The 15630-nt window shown below is 59.8% G+C and carries 18 protein-coding genes and 4 pseudogenes; 7 read left to right on the top strand and 15 right to left on the bottom strand.

Annotated elements, in window-relative coordinates; translation table 11 throughout:
• From ACOTXC_RS21910 to ACOTXC_RS21900, 3 genes and pseudogenes are all read left to right on the top strand, one after another.
• Positions 1-107, top strand: a pseudogene (locus ACOTXC_RS21910) (IS6 family transposase); the annotation flags it as partial.
• Positions 108-738: 631 nt separating this feature from the next.
• Positions 739-1476, top strand: coding sequence for a recombinase family protein (locus ACOTXC_RS21905; RefSeq protein ID WP_001446887.1), 738 nt, complete (start codon positions 739-741; stop codon positions 1474-1476).
• On the top strand, positions 1473-1697 hold the full coding sequence (locus ACOTXC_RS21900; protein ID WP_000743213.1) for a hypothetical protein: 225 nt from the start codon (positions 1473-1475) through the stop codon (positions 1695-1697). Before ACOTXC_RS21905 ends, ACOTXC_RS21900 begins: the two co-directional genes overlap by 4 nt.
• A gap of 105 nt (positions 1698-1802) precedes the next feature.
• Here the strand turns inward: ACOTXC_RS21900 and ACOTXC_RS21895 are convergent.
• The 4 genes and pseudogenes from ACOTXC_RS21895 to ACOTXC_RS21880 form a co-directional block, all read right to left on the bottom strand.
• A pseudogene (locus ACOTXC_RS21895) lies at positions 1803-1943 on the bottom strand (helix-turn-helix domain-containing protein); the annotation flags it as partial.
• 27 nt (positions 1944-1970) lie between these two features.
• Positions 1971-3185 carry a chloramphenicol/florfenicol efflux MFS transporter FloR gene (gene floR, locus ACOTXC_RS21890; protein ID WP_000214122.1) on the bottom strand — a complete coding sequence of 405 codons (1215 nt, stop codon included), beginning with the start codon at positions 3183-3185 and terminating at the stop codon, positions 1971-1973.
• 216 nt (positions 3186-3401) lie between these two features.
• The gene (locus tag ACOTXC_RS21885) at positions 3402-4286 is read right to left on the bottom strand and encodes a DUF3363 domain-containing protein (RefSeq protein ID WP_001447541.1); all 885 of its coding nucleotides are present in this window, start codon (positions 4284-4286) and stop codon (positions 3402-3404) included.
• A gap of 30 nt (positions 4287-4316) precedes the next feature.
• Positions 4317-5147: pseudogene (locus ACOTXC_RS21880) on the bottom strand (IS91-like element ISCR2 family transposase); the annotation flags it as partial.
• 63 nt (positions 5148-5210) lie between these two features.
• On the opposite strand from ACOTXC_RS21880, the gene ACOTXC_RS21875 reads away from it, so the two are divergent.
• Complete coding sequence (locus tag ACOTXC_RS21875) at positions 5211-5915, top strand: IS6-like element IS1006 family transposase (protein ID WP_001067784.1); 705 nt, start codon at positions 5211-5213, stop codon at positions 5913-5915.
• A gap of 84 nt (positions 5916-5999) precedes the next feature.
• Here the strand turns inward: ACOTXC_RS21875 and ACOTXC_RS21870 are convergent, their stop codons facing one another.
• From ACOTXC_RS21870 to merT, 10 genes are all read right to left on the bottom strand, one after another.
• The gene (locus ACOTXC_RS21870) at positions 6000-6476 is read right to left on the bottom strand and encodes a hypothetical protein (RefSeq protein ID WP_223171565.1); all 477 of its coding nucleotides are present in this window, start codon (positions 6474-6476) and stop codon (positions 6000-6002) included.
• On the bottom strand, positions 6410-9361 hold the full coding sequence (locus tag ACOTXC_RS21865) for a Tn3-like element TnAs3 family transposase (RefSeq protein ID WP_015344976.1): 2952 nt from the start codon (positions 9359-9361) through the stop codon (positions 6410-6412). The genes ACOTXC_RS21870 and ACOTXC_RS21865 overlap by 67 nt, the downstream gene beginning before the upstream one ends.
• 2 nt (positions 9362-9363) lie before the next feature.
• Positions 9364-9924 (bottom strand): recombinase family protein, encoded by a 561-nt coding sequence (locus tag ACOTXC_RS21860; RefSeq protein WP_000147567.1) that lies wholly within the window; start codon positions 9922-9924, stop codon positions 9364-9366.
• Positions 9925-10049: 125 nt separating this feature from the next.
• Positions 10050-10262 (bottom strand): DUF3330 domain-containing protein, encoded by a 213-nt coding sequence (locus tag ACOTXC_RS21855; RefSeq protein ID WP_000993245.1) that lies wholly within the window; start codon positions 10260-10262, stop codon positions 10050-10052.
• Between the two features lie 65 nt (positions 10263-10327).
• The gene (gene merE, locus ACOTXC_RS21850) at positions 10328-10564 is read right to left on the bottom strand and encodes a broad-spectrum mercury transporter MerE (RefSeq protein WP_001087807.1); all 237 of its coding nucleotides are present in this window, start codon (positions 10562-10564) and stop codon (positions 10328-10330) included.
• On the bottom strand, positions 10561-10926 hold the full coding sequence (merD, locus tag ACOTXC_RS21845) for a mercury resistance co-regulator MerD (protein ID WP_001277466.1): 366 nt from the start codon (positions 10924-10926) through the stop codon (positions 10561-10563). Before merD ends, merE begins: the two co-directional genes overlap by 4 nt.
• A 17-nt stretch (positions 10927-10943) precedes the next feature.
• Positions 10944-12629, bottom strand: a complete 1686-nt coding sequence (gene merA, locus ACOTXC_RS21840; protein ID WP_000209296.1) for a mercury(II) reductase — start codon at positions 12627-12629, stop codon at positions 10944-10946.
• A gap of 38 nt (positions 12630-12667) precedes the next feature.
• Positions 12668-13093: an organomercurial transporter MerC gene (gene merC, locus ACOTXC_RS21835; protein ID WP_000522996.1), complete on the bottom strand. Its 426-nt coding sequence runs from the start codon at positions 13091-13093 to the stop codon at positions 12668-12670.
• Between the two features lie 27 nt (positions 13094-13120).
• On the bottom strand, positions 13121-13396 hold the full coding sequence (gene merP / locus ACOTXC_RS21830) for a mercury resistance system periplasmic binding protein MerP (RefSeq protein ID WP_000732275.1): 276 nt from the start codon (positions 13394-13396) through the stop codon (positions 13121-13123).
• Positions 13397-13411: 15 nt separating this feature from the next.
• Entirely contained in the window at positions 13412-13777 is a 366-nt protein-coding gene (gene merT / locus ACOTXC_RS21825; RefSeq protein WP_004200999.1) for a mercuric ion transporter MerT, read from the bottom strand.
• Between the two features lie 71 nt (positions 13778-13848).
• Between merT and merR the strand changes: the two genes are divergently transcribed.
• The 3 genes and pseudogenes from merR to ACOTXC_RS21810 all read left to right on the top strand — a co-directional run bounded on the left by merR (position 13849) and on the right by ACOTXC_RS21810 (position 15091).
• Positions 13849-14304, top strand: a complete 456-nt coding sequence (gene merR / locus ACOTXC_RS21820; protein WP_001166628.1) for an Hg(II)-responsive transcriptional regulator — start codon at positions 13849-13851, stop codon at positions 14302-14304.
• A 33-nt stretch (positions 14305-14337) separates the two neighbouring features.
• Positions 14338-14571 (top strand): annotated as a pseudogene (locus ACOTXC_RS21815) (molybdopterin-guanine dinucleotide biosynthesis protein MobC); the annotation flags it as partial.
• Positions 14564-15091, top strand: a complete 528-nt coding sequence (locus ACOTXC_RS21810; RefSeq protein ID WP_001776119.1) for a phospholipase D family protein — start codon at positions 14564-14566, stop codon at positions 15089-15091. The pseudogene ACOTXC_RS21815 and the gene ACOTXC_RS21810, both read left to right, overlap by 8 nt.
• Positions 15092-15123: 32 nt before the next feature.
• Here the strand turns inward: ACOTXC_RS21810 and ACOTXC_RS21805 are convergent, their stop codons facing one another.
• Positions 15124-15555: a hypothetical protein gene (locus ACOTXC_RS21805; protein ID WP_001776120.1), complete on the bottom strand. Its 432-nt coding sequence runs from the start codon at positions 15553-15555 to the stop codon at positions 15124-15126.
• Positions 15556-15630 lie beyond the last annotated feature (75 nt).

The raw sequence follows: 15630 nt of genomic DNA, 5'->3' as shown, positions 1-15630 counted from the left end.
AAGGTATTGAGGTGATGCGTGCACTACGCAAAGGCCAGGCCTCAGCATTTTATTATGGTGATCCCCTGGGCGAAATGCGCCTGGTAAGCAGAGTTTTTGAAATGTAAGGCCTTTGAATAAGACAAAAGGCTGCCTCATCGCTAACTTTGCAACAGTGCCGCGCGACGAGCAGCAGCACCAGGAGCAGAAGCACGTCGAGAAAAAGCAACAGCAGATCGAGCAGCGCCCACGGCGGGCCGCTCGCATCGGATAAGTCGAAAAATCCGGCTAAAGTGGCCGAGCTGCACATCAGGCCGCGCGGTTTTCCTCCCTGATCGCCGGCGCGGTTTCTTCCTCCCTGAACCGCATGCAGACTTGCCGCCTCGGACACCCCGAGGCGGTTTTTTTTCGCCTCGCTCGAGCATCGCCGCATCCGACGATGCCGAGACGACCAGGCCGCGCACGTCGAGCTGCAGCATCGCCATTGCCGACGATGGCACCAGGTCGCCGGCGGTGGCCACCGACCTCGAGCTCGCATCGCCACATCCGACGATGCGCGCCGGCGTCGACCATCGCCAGGTCTGACGATGGCGGCCGCCCTGCCCTGGATCTCGCATCGCCATTTCTGGCGATGAGATCCACGGAGCGGCCATTTAGACCCGCCAATAACGACCCGGCCAAGATAAATCGCATGACGGCCTTTTTGGCCGGGGGTAGCATGACCGGACACTTTGCGTATGCCCAAAGGAGCCCGCAAGTATGCGCAGGACGAAGCCAGTAGCCGCGCCGATGGTGGCGCGGGTCTATCTGCGCGTCAGCACCGACGCGCAGGACTTGGAACGCCAAGAGGCGATCACTACGGCCGCGAAGGCCGCCGGCTACTACGTCGCCGGCATCTACCGTGAGAAGGCATCCGGCGCACGCGCCGACCGGCCTGAGCTGCTGCGCATGATCGGCGACCTACAGCCCGGCGAGGTGGTCATTGCCGAGAAGATCGACCGCATCAGCCGCCTACCTTTGCCCGAGGCCGAGCGCCTGGTGGCCTCGATACAGGCCAAAGGCGCAAGCCTGGCCGTCCCTGGCGTGGTCGATCTATCCGACCTGGCGGCCGAGGCCCAGGGCGTCGCCAAGATCGTGCTGGAAGCCGTGCAGATCATGCTTTTTCGCCTGGCCTTGCAGATGGCCCGCGACGACTACGAGGACAGGCGCGAACGCCAGCGCCAAGGCATTGAGTTGGCCCGCCAGGCCGGGCGGTACAAGGGCCGCCGTGCTGATCCGAAGCGCCGCGCCCAAGTTGTCGCGCTGCGCAAGTCCGGCTACAGCATCAACAAGACCGCCGAGCTGGCCGGGTACAGTGCGGCCCAGGTGAAACGGATATGGGCCGAGGTCAGCCAGGCCGAAGCGAAGCAGCACGGCGCGTTCGTGGAGGACGCATTGACGGAAGCCGATGCCCTGGCCGCTGTCGGCCAGGATGAGCGCCAGGAGGAAAGGGCATGAAGAAGCCGAACCAAGACGACGAGCCGTTTTTCATCACCGAGGAGATTGCGGCCGAAATGATCGCCGGCGGCTATGAGTTCGAGCTGCCGCCCATTCCTTGCACCATCCGCCTACGCGACGTGCTGGAGCGCATGACCGATGCTGAGCTAGCATTGCAGCCGGGCGAGATCGCCGACCAGGAGCGTGAACGCTGCCGGCGCAAGCCGTGTTCAACCTCATGATCTGGTCATGGTATTTTTCATGGCACTGAGCCTGATAGTTCTTGCAAATTGTTGTCACTAAAGGGTTTTGTGTGCTTGTTTACAATCGAGTGGGAGTGACGGGCACTGGCTGATACCAAGTGCCTTGGCCGCATGCCGAAAATTCAGATGCTCGGCGACGGCGATGAACTGAACAAGGGAAATGAGCGGTATCCTGCCAGACAGGATACCGACATTCACGAGGTTTCGATGGTTAGTGCGCCGCATCGGAGCGGGCCTGCTACCAGTCGTCGGTTAGACGACTGGCGACTTCTCGGTGGCAGCCCCACGGAGCCGAAGGAGCACCAGCCCCAACGAAACCAGTACCGCCATCGCCGTGGCGTAACAGATCACGGGCCACGCTGTGTCACCGTTTAAAAGTGCCACCGCCAATGTCCCGACAATGCTGACTATCAGGCTTTGAACGCAGAAGTAGAACGCGACCGCTGATCCCGCGATGTCGTCGAACTCTGCCAAAGCGCCGTTCGCGGTAACGGACACCGTGAAGACAATACCGACCGCGACAACCCACATCGGTAGGATGAAGGTGAGGAATGACGGCGAGCCGTAAAGTTCGCCGATCCCCAACAGGACCGCTCCGCAAACAAGCAACGCCATCCCACGCGCCACGCATCCTGCGATGCCCCATCTGGCGACAAAGGACTTCGCGAAACGGGTTGTCACGATCATTACAAGCGCGACAGTGGCGAAGGCAAAGCTGAATCCGATCTCGGAATATTCCGCTTGGCCTATGAGCACACGGGGAGCCGTCGAGAAGAAGACGAAGTAGGTGCCCATACCGGCGCTAAAGCCGACAGTGTAAACCCAAAAAGCCGGACTCGCGAAGATCGGCAAGACAGATCGGCGCGTCTTGACTTGATCCAGAGGGCGGGTTTCGTGCCACCTGAAACCCGCATTTAGGAGTGCGAGCATCGCCAGTATAGCCAAAGTAATGAATATCGCCTGCCATCCCAAGAACTCGCCGATCAATACTCCGGCGATAGGGCCGAGCGCAGGCACGAACGCCAGCATCGAACTGAAAAGGCCGTAGATGACGACACCCTCAGGACGGTTGGCATAAACGTCGCGAACCGTCGCGAACGTCGCCACCAGCATGGCCGACGCGCCCACTGCTTGAAGTAGACGGAAAGCGACAAAGGCCGGTGCAGTTGAAGACCAAGCTGCTCCCAGAGACGCAATGACGAAAGCCGTTGCGCCCGCAAGTAGAATTGGCCGTCGCCCGATTCTGTCTGAGAGCGGACCAAAAATCACCTGGCCCACGCCGAGCATCACCATATAGAGGCTCAACGTGAGTTGGATCATAGCGGGCGTCGTGTTCAGGATGCCGGGCATCGCTGGAACGACAGGGAGATAAATATCCATCGCCAGTGAAGCGAGGATGTCGAAAGGAGCCATCAGCAGCAGTGCTGCCGGCAGCGTATAGGCCCACGCGGGGCGTGTGGTGGTCATGACGAATCAACCCTCGATTAAGGAATACCGGGCGACGTCTGCTCGTCAGCAATCAGATGAGACTAGCCTTACAGAGCGCCGCAACAACAATACTGGTTGTTGCGGCTTACTTGTCTGCTGACTTGGAATTTCCCATCTGATTACTCCACGCTTACGAATATGAATTGCTACATTTTATCCGATTATCTTTTGCTTCGCAATGCGGCATGGGCGCACTCAGCGTTCCAGCCCCCTCTGCCGCCCTAACTGCCACGACACCGACCCGCCCTGCACGATGCCCATAACCTCGCGGCCGAGTTGGCGGTCGATGATCGGCCGCCACGGGACAAGGGTGAACTCATGGGATTTCTCGACCACGGCGAACTTGCCGCTCGATAGATGCACGGTTCCGGTAAACTTGCCGCTGACGCTCTCGCCGTCCGTGGCGGCGCGGAACGGCAGGCCCTTACTCAAAGCCATATCCGATCCGACGCCGGCTACCTCGCGCTCCCGCAGGATGGCGAGAAGGTTGCGCCGGTAGAAGACGCGGCTGTCCCGGCTGCGGGTGGCGTCGCCCTGTTCGATATGGTGCTCGCGGCGCTGGTCCATGGCTTCGCGGACTTGTTGCCCGAAGCCGGTTGGCGCAAGGTCGGCCGTCTCGCCGTGGATCAGCCGCCGGTCCAGCCAGGTCGCGCCGTCCGATCCGATCTGTTTGTTCAGATCGACCGGGGAAAGGACGCGAACGCTGGCCTGACTGTCTCGGCCGGCGTCATGGGCGGCGGCACGGCTGACCAGATCATCGGGGATGCGCCATTGGTCGGCGTCGATCCGCTCGACGATACCGGCCCGGCGTAGCGCCTCCAGCCGGCGCACATGGGCATCGACATAGCCCTCATAGTCGCCGCCTGGAACGCGGCACGTATAGGAAGAATAAACGCCCTTTTCACCCAAGTCCAACAGCTTTGGACCGCAGTTGACTCTTTCGACACCCCTGCGATGCAACCCAATCCGGCTGACGGGGAGCCAGCAACGCTGAAAATTTACCCTCCTCTTTCCCACTAGCGGCTCCTTTTCCGACAACCAGCACGGCGGATCCCTGCCGCGGCGCTGTGAACGCAGCATTTTGATTGGTATCGTTGGCCTTCAGGCTCGTCAGTCAAACAGACCCAGGAGCAGCTCAGCCGGTGGCGCCCGGCTTTCGGGTAACGCCCTGGTCCCGCTGGTTTCGGCTTTGTGCTTCAGGTGATCAAGGATCTGCTTGATCACTATAGGGTCTTCAATGCAGGCGATGACTTTCATGGCGCCGCCGCAGCCGCTGCAGGTCTCGATGTCGATATTGAAAACACGCTTGAGCCGTTGCGCCCATGTCATCGACGCTCGCCGTTGTGCTGGTGTTGCCGGTTCATCAGCCACCCTGACCTTGTTGCCCCTGCCCCGTTTTGCCGGCGTGACCAACGCCCGGTGCCGACTGTTGGGTGCGAACACCCCGTGGAAGCGGGTTAGGTTGACTCTGGGCTTCGGTACCAGGGCGGCCAGCCTTGCAATGAAATCCAATGGTTCGAAAATGACGTGCGTGGTGCCGTCCCGGTACGGCGTCTTGAGCTGGTAGCGCACGTTGCCGCCTCGTGTTAACGACAGCCGCTTCTCGGATACCGCCGGGCGGCTGATGTACCGGCACAGCCGTTCGAGCTTCTTGCGTTCATCGGCCCTGGCCGCCACGCCGGCGTGCAGGCTGGACCCGGCTACCTTGCCAATCCCGTCACCGAACGGATCACCACTGGTCGGCAGAGTTTGCAAAGTGAACACCTTTCGCCCCGCCTGTGAACCGACAGCGATACGGTAAGTGATCGAGTGCCCCAGCAGGGGTGTCATCGGGTCGTCATCCACCGCATCCGAGGCCAGATAGCTGTTTTCGACATCCCGTTCCAGCAGGCCTTGCCGTTCCAGATAGCGACCCACCCGGTGGGCGATGGTGTGCGTCAGCGGCACTGTTGCAAATAACCACGAATGGTAAGCTGAAGACTGTTTTAGCTAAAGGTGCAGCATATGAATCCTTTCCATGGTCGGCATTTTCAGGGCGAAATCATTCTTTGGGCTGTGCGCTGGTATTGTAAATATGGCATTAGCTATCGTGAACTGCAGGAAATGCTGGCCGAACGGGGTGTGAATGTTGATCACACGACTATTTACCGTTGGGTTCAACGTTATGCTCCTGAAATAGAAAAACGTTTACGCTGGTATTGGCGTAATCCTACAGATCTGAGCTCGTGGCATATTGATGAAACCTATGTAAAAGTGAATGGACGATGGTCTTATCTGTATCGTGCAGTCGATCAACGTGGCGATACCATTGATTTTTATCTTTCTTCTAGACGTAATACCAAATCAGCATATTGTTTTCTTGGAAAAATTTTAAATAATGTGAAGAAGTGGCAAATTCCACAAGTGATCAACACGGATAAAGCACCCACATATGGACGTGCTTTATCACGGTTAAAACGGGAAGGTAAATGTCCACCAGACCTTGAGCACAGGCAGATTAAGTATAAAAATAACGTGATTGAATGTGATCATGGCAAGCTAAAGCGGATCATCAGGGCCACATTAGGATTCAAATCTATGAAGACGGCTTATGCCACAATTAAAGGTATTGAAGTCATGCGTGCACTACGTAAAGGACAAGCATCGTCATTTTATTATGGTCAGCCTCAGGGTGAAGTGTGTCTAATCAACAGGGTTTTCGGTCTCTAAGTACTTTTTAAAGGGAACATCATCGACTCAAATCTCTATTTGCAACAGTGCCAAAAAAACCAACTTCAAGTTGGTTTTTCTTTTTTAATCATCAGTGGCGACCTTAACACCATATCCAATTAAACCTGCAAGGCTAGCATAGGCTATTTTGGCATAAATCGAACCCCACCAGACCGTAATTTTACTGGCACCAAATTCCCGAACCGTTTGCCCCATAAAATTAGTGGTTTCATAGAAATTTTTAGCAGAATAACCTAACGCAATATGATCAAGGACAGGGAATAAACTAAAAGCTAAACCTACTGCTGCTGCGGGGAAAGTAAACTCTCTTGATAGACCGAATTTTCCAGTAATAAATACAAGCGATACCACGATAATTAATCTAATGATAGTCCATAGCATCACTGTGAAAGGCAAGTTAAAGATGCCTGCTCCCTGCCACGCAAGACCGCAAACAACTAGGGGTCGTCTCAGAAAACGGAAAATAAAGCACGCTAAGCCGGTTGCAGAGGCCGTAGCGGCCTGAACTTCCCCGCGCCGATCTTGGCGCTGCTGCGCCATAGGTAATCACCGGTCAGGTTGATGTGCTCCCAGCCGAGTGGCGACAGGTACTGCAATAGCGAGTCATCGACGGCATGACCATTGCCGCGCAACGCATGCGCCGCACGCTCCAGGTAGACCGTGTTCCACAGCACGATGGCCGCCGTCACCAGGTTGAGGCCGCTGGCCCGGTAGCGCTGCTGCTCGAAACTGCGGTCACGGATTTCACCAAGGCGGTTGAAGAACACGGCACGGGCCAGCGCATTGCGCGCCTCGCCCTTGTTCAGCCCGGCATGCACGCGGCGGCGTAGCTCGACGCTTTGCAGCCAGTCGAGGATGAACAGCGTGCGCTCGATGCGGCCCAACTCGCGCAGCGCGACGGCCAAGCCGTTCTGGCGCGGGTAGCTGCCGAGTTTCCTGAGCATCAGCGAGGCCGTCACCGTGCCCTGCTTGATCGAGGTGGCCAGCCGCAGGATTTCGTCCCAATGGGCGCGGACGTGCTTGATGTTGAGCGTGCCGCCGATCATCGGCTTGAGCGCGTCATAGGCGGCATCGCCCTTCGGGATGTAGAGCTTGGTGTCGCCCAGGTCGCGGATGCGCGGCGCGAAGCGGAAGCCCAAGAGGTGCATCAGGGCGAAGACGTGATCGGTGAAGCCCGCCGTGTCGGTGTAGTGCTCCTCGATCCGCAGGTCGGATTCGTGGTACAGCAGGCCGTCGAGCACGTAGGTTGAGTCGCGCAGGCCGACATTGACCACCTTGGTGTGGAATGGCGCGTATTGGTCGGAGATGTGGGTGTAGAAAGTCCGTCCTGGGCTGCTGCCATATTTTGGGTTGATGTGCCCCGTGCTCTTTGCCTTGCTAGCGGTTCGGAAATTCTGTCCGTCCGATGATGATGTGGTGCCATCGCCCCAGTGCCCGGCAAAGGGATGCCGAAACTGAGCGTTGACCAGTTCAGCCAACGCTGTCGAGTACGTTTCGTCGCGGGTATGCCAGGCTTGCAGCCAAGCGAGCTTCGCGTAGGTCGTGCCGGGGCAGGACTCGGCCATCTTGGTCAGGCCCAGGTTGATCGCGTCGGCCAGGATCGTGGTCAACAACAGGTTCTTGTCCTTGGCCAGATCGCCCGATTTCAAGTGCGTGAAGTGCCGGGTGAAGCCCGTCCACTCATCGACTTCGAGCAGCAGTTCGGTGATCTTGACGTGCGGCAGGACCATGGCTGTCTGGTCTATCAGCGCCTGCGCGGTGTCGGGCACCGCCGCATCCAGCGGCGTGATCTTCAAGCCCGACTCGGTGATGATGGCATCCGGCAGGTCGTTGGCTGCCGCCATGCGGTTGACGGTGGCAAGTTGTGCTTCCAGCAGCGTCAGCCGCTCATGCAGATATTGTTCGCAGTCGGTGGCCACGGCCAGCGGCAATTCGCTGGACTGCTTGAGGCTGGTGAACTTCTCGGGCGGTACCAGGTAGTCCTCGAAGTCCTTGAACTGGCGTGAACCCTGCACCCAGATGTCGCCCGAGCGCAGGGAGTTCTTCAACTCGGACAGCGCGCACAGTTCGTAGTAGCGCCGGTCGATGCCGGCGTCGGTCATCACCAGTTTCTGCCAGCGCGGCTTGATGAAGCCGGTCGGTGCATCGGCTGGCAGCTTGCGGGCGTTGTCGGTGTTCATGCCGCGCAGCACCTCAATGGCATCAAGCACGTTTTTGGCGGCGGGCGCGGCCCGCAGCTTGAGCACGGCAAGGAATTCCGGTGCATAGCGGCGCAGGGTGGCGTAGCTCTCGCCGATGCGATGCAGGAAATCGAAGTCATCGGGTTGCGCGAGCTTCTGCGCCTCGGTGACGCTCTCGGCAAAGGAATCCCAGGACATGACGGCCTCGATGGCGGCAAACGCATCGCGGCCTGATTGCTTGGCGTCGATCAGCGCCTGACCGATGCGCCCGTACAGACGTACCTTGGCGTTGATGGCCTTGCCTGACGCCTGGAACTGCTGCTGATGCTTATTCTTGGCAGCGTTAAACAGCTTACCCAGGATGCGGTCGTGCAGGTCGATGATTTCGTCGGTGACGGTGGCCAGCGCCACGAGAGTGGCGTAGCGCCGTTGCGGCTCGAATTTGGCCAGGTCGGCGGGTGTCATCTGGCCGCCCTCGCGGGCAATCTTGAGCAGGCGGTTCTGGTGAACCAGCCGCTCGATGCCGGTAGGCAGATCGAGTGCCTGCCATGCCTTGAGGCGTTCGATGTGTTCCAGCATATGCCGCGAATTTGGCTTGGCCGGAGACTGGCGCAACCAAGCCAACCAGGTCGTCTTGCCGTTGTCCCGGCGCTTGAGCAGATCGTCGAGGCGGCGGCGATGCGCGTCCGCCAGTGGTTCGGCCAAGGCGTCGTAGATGCGCCGGTTAGCACGGGTGATCGCCTCGGCACTCGCCCGCTCGACGGCGTTGAGGGCGGGCAGAATGACCGACTGCCGCCGCAGGTGCCCGATCAAGGCGCTGGCCAGCACGATGCCTTTGTCGGTTTGCATCGCCAGCTCGGTCAGCATCTGGACGGCCTGCCGGTAATGGCTCATGGTGAAGGGCCGGAAACCGAACACGGTTTGCAGCTCGCTCAGGTGCTCGCGCCGGGTCTGCTCCCGCTGGCCGTACTCGTTCCAGCTTTCGACGCCGACCTTGAGCTGGTCGGCGACCAGCTTCAACAAGGGCGGGAACGGTAGTTCATCGACGCCCAGGATGACGCCGGGAAAGCGCAGGTAACAGAGCTGCACCGCGAAGCCCAGCCGATTGGCTGGCCCGCGCCGCTGTCGGATGATCGAGAGGTCGGTATCGTTGAATGTGTAATGTCGGATCAGGTCGTCCTTGGAGTCCGGCAACGCCAGCAGGCTTTCCCGCTCGGCGGCGGACAGGATGGAACGACGTGGCATATTTACTGATCCGTTCTCAAGTATTGATACAGGGTTTCGCGACTGATTCCGAATTCACGAGCAAGCTTGGTCTTTTGCTCGCCAGCCTCGACACGTTGGCGCAGTTCGGCAATACGCTCAGACGACAGGGATTTCTTCCTGCCACGGTAAGCCCCGCGTTGCTTGGCGAGCGCAATACCCTCGCGCTGACGCTCGCGGATCAGGGCGCGCTCGAACTCGGCGAACGCGCCCATCACCGAGAGCATCAGGTTCGCCATCGGAGAGTCTTCGCCAGTAAAACTGAGGTGTTCCTTGACGAATTCGATATGCACGCCGCGTTGTGTCAGCGTTTGCACGATCCGGCGCAAATCATCGAGATTGCGCGCCAGGCGATCCATGCTATGCACCACCACGGTGTCGCCGGTGCGGGCGAAGCTTATCAGCGCTTCCAGTTGCGGACGCTTGACATCCTTGCCGGATGCCTTGTCGCTAAAAGCGCGATCAACCTTGACGCCTTCCAGTTGCCGTTCCGGGTTCTGGTCGAAGGTGCTGACCCTGATATACCCAATGCGCTGTCCAGTCATGGAATTCCCTGCAAAATGTCAGGGAAGACTCTATGACCTTCAACGAGATATGTCAATAAATTCAAAATTCAATCCTATCCTGACGCAATTTACACATGGCATCTGACATCAGGTTAGGGTATGCCTCAATCTGACGGCTGCGAACCGCCAGGGACAGGCGCAATGTCAGATTCTGTCGCGGCCTTGGCGCGTGCCTGGAAGCGTTCATAGCAATCCAGCCCGCAGAAATGTTCGACGTATTCCGCGCCTTCCGGGGTGAAGGCGGCATCGAGCGGAATTTCTTTGCAGCATACGCAGCAGGTGGTGCAACTGGCAGTGTTCGGGGCGTTTGCGTTCATGGTGGTACTCCTCCAGATTGGTAGCGAAGCTCAAAGCTGCCCACTCTCGGCTGGCTGGGAAGCGGTCATGATCTTCCCTTGAAGGCCCGCAGCAGCCGCGTCACAGACAGGACAAACAAGCCGGTCAGCGTGAGGGCTGCAATACCCCAGTGCTCCCCGATGAACGCGCCGGCCGTCGTGCCGGCTAGCACAATGGCGAGAATCGGCAAATGGCAGGGACAGGTGAGCACGGCCAGCGCGCCCCACAAGTAGCCGGTGATCGGTTTGTGCGTCTCAGACGGCAAGTGCTCTGGGCTGTTCATGGCAGACTCTCCGCGTGCTGTGCCGGTTCGGTTGGCATGGCGGCCAGTTGCATTTCGAGGCTGGCCAGGGCCTCGCGCCGACGCTCGACGAGTTGCCGCAACACGGCAAGCTGCGCAGACGCACCGTCACCGTCCGCAGCATCCAGCGCCCGGCACAGCCGCGCCAGTGCGTCCAGGCCGATACCCGCTTCGAAGGCAGCCCGTACAAAGCGCAGCCGTTGCAACGCGGTGTCATCGAACAAGCCGTAGCCGCCCGTGGTGTACGCGACCGGCCGTAGCAATCCGCGCAGCAGGTAGTCGCGCACGATATGCACGCTCACCCCGGCATCAAGGGCCAGCCGGGACACTGTGTAGGCGCTCATTGAACACCTCCTTTTCCTCATCCGGCGCAGCACGAAAGCTGCTTCACGTCCTTGCTGAAGGTCTGCGCCGCGAGCTTCAGCCCTTCGACCATGGTCAGGTAGGGGAACAATTGGTCGGCCAGTTCCTGCACGGTCATACGGTTGCGAATGGCGAGCACCGCCGTCTGGATCAGTTCACCCGCTTCCGGGGCCACCGCTTGCACGCCGATGAGCCGTCCGCTACCTTCCTCGATGACCAGCTTGATGAAGCCGCGTGTGTCGAAGTTGGCAAGCGCACGCGGCACGTTATCCAGTGTTAGCAGGCGACTGTCGGTCTCGATCCCGTCGTGATGTGCTTCCGCCTCGCTGTAGCCCACGGTGGCGACCTGCGGGTCGGTGAACACCACGGCCGGCATTGCGGTCAGGTCCAGGGCCGCATCGCCGCCAGTCATGTTGATCGCCGCACGAGTGCCGGCCGCTGCCGCCACATAGACGAACTGCGGCTGGTCGGTGCAGTCGCCGGCCGCGTAGATGTTCGGGCTACTGGTGCGCATGCCCTTGTCGATGACGATGGCCCCCTGCGCATTGACGGCTACCCCCGCCGCTTCCAATGCCAGGCTGCGCGTGTTCGGTGTCCGGCCGGTGGCGACCAGCAGCTTGTCGGCGCGCAATTCACCGTGCGTGGTGGTCAGCACGAATTCACCGTCCATATGGGCGACCTGGCTGGCTTGCGTGTGCTCCAGCACCTCGATGCCCTCGGCACGGAAAGCGGCTGTCACCGCCTCGCCGATGGCCGGGTCTTCACGGAAGAACAAGGTATTGCGCGCCAGGGCCGTGACCTTGCTGCCCAGCCGGGCAAAGGCTTGCGCCAGCTCCAGCGCCACCACCGACGAGCCGATTACGGCAAGGCGTTCGGGAATGGTGTCGCTCGCCAGGGCCTCGGTGGAAGTCCAGTAGGGTGACTCTTTCAAGCCCGGAATCGGCGGGACCGCCGGGCTGGCACCCGTGGCGACCAGGCAGCGGTCGAACATCACGACGCGCTCGCCACCCTCGTTCAAACTAACGATAAGGCTCTGGTCGTCCTTGAAACGCGCTTCACCGTGCAGAACGGTGATGGCTGAATTGCCGTCCAGGATGCCTTCGTACTTGGCATGACGGAGTTCTTCGACACGGGCCTGCTGCTGGGCCAGCAGCCGCTCGCGCAAGATCGTCGGCGGTGTGGGTGGCATGCCGCCGTCGAATGGGCTTTCCCGGCGCAGATGGGCGATGTGGGCGGCGCGGATCATGATCTTGGACGGCACACAACCGACGTTGACGCAGGTGCCGCCGATGGTGCCGCGCTCAATCAGCGTGACCTGCGCGCCTTGCTCGACGGCCTTCAGTGCTGCCGCCATCGCGGCTCCACCGCTACCAATGACGACGACCTGCAACGGGCGTTCGTTGCCACTGGGCTTATCAGCGGCCCCTATCCAGCCGCGCATCTTGTCGAGCAGGCCGGCGCGGTTGTCCGTCGGTGGCGCATCGGCAAGCGTTGCCTCGTAGCCCAGTCCGGCCACGGCGGTAGTCAGCGCATCCGATGACGTGCCCGCCTCAATGGCGAGTTGCGCTGTGCCCTTCGGATAGGACACCAGCGCCGATTGCACGCCGGGCACTTTCTCCAAGGCTTCCTTGACGTGAGCCGCGCACGAGTCGCAGGTCATCCCGGTGATTTTCAGGGTGGTCATGTATTTTTCCTTTTCTGTGGTGGCTACGGCTGTTGCCGTCAGCCACGTTGTTCTGGCAATTCACAGCTGTCCGGCCCGCAGCGGCGATGTGCTGGCGAGATGAAATCCCAGACCGACACCCCAACCATCAAGGCCAGGCCGACATAGAGCAGTCCACCGCTCTGCCAGCCGTAAGCCCGCATTAAAAACACCGCTGCCAGCACCAAGATCGGGCCTATCGTGCCGAGCGCCGTGCGTCGCCACTGTCGATGATTGAGCCAAGCGATAGCATTGGCGAGTAACGCGATGCCGGCGAACATCGGCAGCAGGATGCCAATGAATAGCCCCTCGTACTGGCTCAAGAAGCCCAGTCCGATGGCCGCGCCAAAGCTGGCGATGGCAGGAAAACAGGCGGCGCAGCCCATCGCGGAAACGACGCTGCCGAGCGCGCCGGTTTTGCCAGCGATGCGCGTGATGAGTCCCATGTGTCGCTCCCGAGTTCGGTTAACGGATCAGCGTTTGAGGCTGGACGGATAGCCCGCGTCCTCGGTCGCCTTGGTCAACTTCTGGACGTTGGTCTTGGCATCGTCGAAGGTGACGACGGCCTGGCGCTTGTCGAAACTTACGTCGGTCTTGCTCACGCCCTCAACCTTGGAAAGCGCGTGCTTGACAGTGATCGGGCAAGAGGCGCAGGTCATGCCAGGCACGGACAGCGTGACGGTCTGGGTGGCGGCCCACACGGGGGCAACAACGGCAGCGAGGGCGAGGGCGGCAAACAGTTTTTTCATGATGAACTCCTGTGATTAATAGAAAAATGGCATGACGTAGGGAAATCCGAGCGAGACCAGGACCAGCGCGGCCACGATCCAGAAAATGAGCTTGTAAGTAGCTCGCACTTGGGGAATCGCGCAGACCTCACCCGGTTTACAGGCTTGCGCCGGGCGGTAGATGCGCCGCCAGGCGAAAAACAGCGCGACCAGCGCTGCGCCGATGAAGAACGGGCGATAGGGTTCCAGCACCGTCAGGTTGCCGATCCATGCCCCGCTGAACCCCAAGGCGATCAAAACCAGCGGCCCCAGGCAGCAGGCCGACGCAAGAATGGCGGCCAGCCCACCGGCGAAGAGCGCGCCGCGCCCGTTTTGTGGTTCAGACTTTTGTGGTTCAGACATACGCTTGTCCTTTCAAATTTGGTTTGGATAGCTTAAGCTTACTTCCGTAGTTATGTACGGAGTCAAGCGATATGCAAATTAATTTTGAGAATCTGACCATTGGCGTTTTTGCCAAGGCGGCCGGGGTCAATGTGGAGACCATCCGGTTCTACCAGCGCAAGGGCCTGCTGCCGGAGCCAGACAAGCCCTATGGCAGCATTCGCCGCTATGGCGAGGCGGATGTAACACGAGTGCGGTTCGTGAAATCGGCCCAGCGGCTGGGCTTTAGCCTGGACGAAATCGCCGAGCTACTGCGGCTGGAGGATGGCACCCATTGCGAGGAAGCCAGCGGCCTGGCCGAGCACAAGCTCAAGGATGTGCGCGAGAAGATGGCCGACTTGGCACGCATGGAGGCCGTGCTGTCTGAACTGGTGTGCGCCTGCCATGCGCGGAAAGGGAACGTTTCCTGCCCGCTGATTGCGTCACTGCAAGACGGAACGAAGCTCGCTGCATCGGCGCGGGGGAGTCACGGGGTGACTACGCCTTAGCGTGCTTTATTTTCCGAATTCTGAGACGACCCCTATCAGTCCATCATGGCGAGCCACCTGCTGGCTATCAGCGATAAAAAATGGCGGTACGCGTTTTACGTCGCCCCGGACGAGGCGAAAAAGCGCGCCCTGAAGATTATTTTCGACAGCATCGCCAGCGTGATCGTGAAAAACCAGCATGTGCAACTGGAGGCAAAACACCGCGACGTCTTCCGCTTTTACACCCTCGATGAACTGAAAAACCTGGAGCTGGACAACTATGCGTAAAACCACCCTTCTGGTGCTGGCCGCCGCCCTCTGCGTGCCCGCGTTCGCCACCGCCGCGCCCGTCCTGACGGCGGGTTTTTCGCCGTCTGACGGGCGCCCTGCTCTTGAAATCGTGCTCGGCGCCATAAACAACGCCAGGCAGAGCATTGACGTCGCGGCCTACAGCTTCACCAGTAAGCCGGTCGCGACGGCGCTCGCCGGTGCTAACCGGCGCGGCGTGGCCGTGCGCGTGGTGGCCGACGAAAAGGCGAACAGCGACCGCTACACCGCCGTGACGTATCTGATAAACCAGGGCGTGCCGGTGCACCTTAACGGCCGTTACGCCATCATGCACAACAAGTTTATGGTGATCGACGGCAAAAACGTCCAGACCGGGTCGTTTAACTACACGGCAAGCGCCGTTTCACGCAACGCGGAAAACGTGCTGCTGATCGAGGATGCGCCGCAGCTGGCGGAGACGTACCAGCGAGAATTTAACCGCCTGTGGGATGAGGGCACCCCGCTGAATGCCCTGTACTGAATCAGCCCCGTCTGCGGACGGGGCTTTTTTTTTTACTCCACTTCCAGCCAGGCTTTGCGCCCTTCAAGATGCAGCGCTTTCAGCATGGCGATCACGTCTTCTGCTGAACGTCCGCCATAGTTGAGACGGGTCTGCTCCCCTTCAAACTCCACCACGATAATGGTGTCCAGCGTCACCGACAGCAGCTCGCGGAGATCACGTAGCGTCTGCCCTGTACTGCGTGAATGCATGCACTGGGTTATCCGGTTGGCCGCCTCCTGGCACAATCCCTCTACGGCCTCGCGATATGCCAGACGCTGATCGAGGTTGCCCTCGATGTCGCTGATCAGTTTAACCACCGCCGTTTTGACGGTTTTGATTTCAGGAAATTTCGTTTTTGGGGAGCCTGACTGCTCCAGCGGGGATACGCTGGTCGCCGGTGCAGCTTTAGGGGCGGTTGTCGGGGTGTGCAGGTTCATCGTCATGGTCGTTTCTCCGTCAGTGTGAATTTCGTCTTCGTATCGCCTGACGGTTCGGCCTGCCCGGAGTCGTTCTGGTCA

The sequence above is a fragment of the Enterobacter cloacae complex sp. IR5428 genome, assembly GCF_049238585.1.
GTDB lineage: Bacteria > Pseudomonadota > Gammaproteobacteria > Enterobacterales > Enterobacteriaceae > Enterobacter > Enterobacter intestinihominis.
The sequence above is the reverse complement of the archived record's forward strand: the minus strand, read 5'-3'. Positions and strand labels throughout refer to the sequence as shown.

Coding starts and splice junctions, on each gene's coding strand:
- ACOTXC_RS21905 (WP_001446887.1), top strand. CDS start 739: ATGCGCAGGACGAAGCCAGTAGCCGCGCCGATGGTGGCGCGGGTCTAT.
- ACOTXC_RS21900 (WP_000743213.1), top strand. CDS start 1,473: ATGAAGAAGCCGAACCAAGACGACGAGCCGTTTTTCATCACCGAGGAG.
- floR (WP_000214122.1), bottom strand. CDS start 3,185: ATGACCACCACACGCCCCGCGTGGGCCTATACGCTGCCGGCAGCACTG.
- ACOTXC_RS21885 (WP_001447541.1), bottom strand. CDS start 4,286: ATGCTGCGTTCACAGCGCCGCGGCAGGGATCCGCCGTGCTGGTTGTCG.
- ACOTXC_RS21875 (WP_001067784.1), top strand. CDS start 5,211: ATGAATCCTTTCCATGGTCGGCATTTTCAGGGCGAAATCATTCTTTGG.
- ACOTXC_RS21870 (WP_223171565.1), bottom strand. CDS start 6,476: ATGGCGCAGCAGCGCCAAGATCGGCGCGGGGAAGTTCAGGCCGCTACG.
- ACOTXC_RS21865 (WP_015344976.1), bottom strand. CDS start 9,361: ATGCCACGTCGTTCCATCCTGTCCGCCGCCGAGCGGGAAAGCCTGCTG.
- ACOTXC_RS21860 (WP_000147567.1), bottom strand. CDS start 9,924: ATGACTGGACAGCGCATTGGGTATATCAGGGTCAGCACCTTCGACCAG.
- ACOTXC_RS21855 (WP_000993245.1), bottom strand. CDS start 10,262: ATGAACGCAAACGCCCCGAACACTGCCAGTTGCACCACCTGCTGCGTA.
- merE (WP_001087807.1), bottom strand. CDS start 10,564: ATGAACAGCCCAGAGCACTTGCCGTCTGAGACGCACAAACCGATCACC.
- merD (WP_001277466.1), bottom strand. CDS start 10,926: ATGAGCGCCTACACAGTGTCCCGGCTGGCCCTTGATGCCGGGGTGAGC.
- merA (WP_000209296.1), bottom strand. CDS start 12,629: ATGACCACCCTGAAAATCACCGGGATGACCTGCGACTCGTGCGCGGCT.
- merC (WP_000522996.1), bottom strand. CDS start 13,093: ATGGGACTCATCACGCGCATCGCTGGCAAAACCGGCGCGCTCGGCAGC.
- merP (WP_000732275.1), bottom strand. CDS start 13,396: ATGAAAAAACTGTTTGCCGCCCTCGCCCTCGCTGCCGTTGTTGCCCCC.
- merT (WP_004200999.1), bottom strand. CDS start 13,777: ATGTCTGAACCACAAAAGTCTGAACCACAAAACGGGCGCGGCGCGCTC.
- merR (WP_001166628.1), top strand. CDS start 13,849: ATGCAAATTAATTTTGAGAATCTGACCATTGGCGTTTTTGCCAAGGCG.
- ACOTXC_RS21810 (WP_001776119.1), top strand. CDS start 14,564: ATGCGTAAAACCACCCTTCTGGTGCTGGCCGCCGCCCTCTGCGTGCCC.
- ACOTXC_RS21805 (WP_001776120.1), bottom strand. CDS start 15,555: ATGACGATGAACCTGCACACCCCGACAACCGCCCCTAAAGCTGCACCG.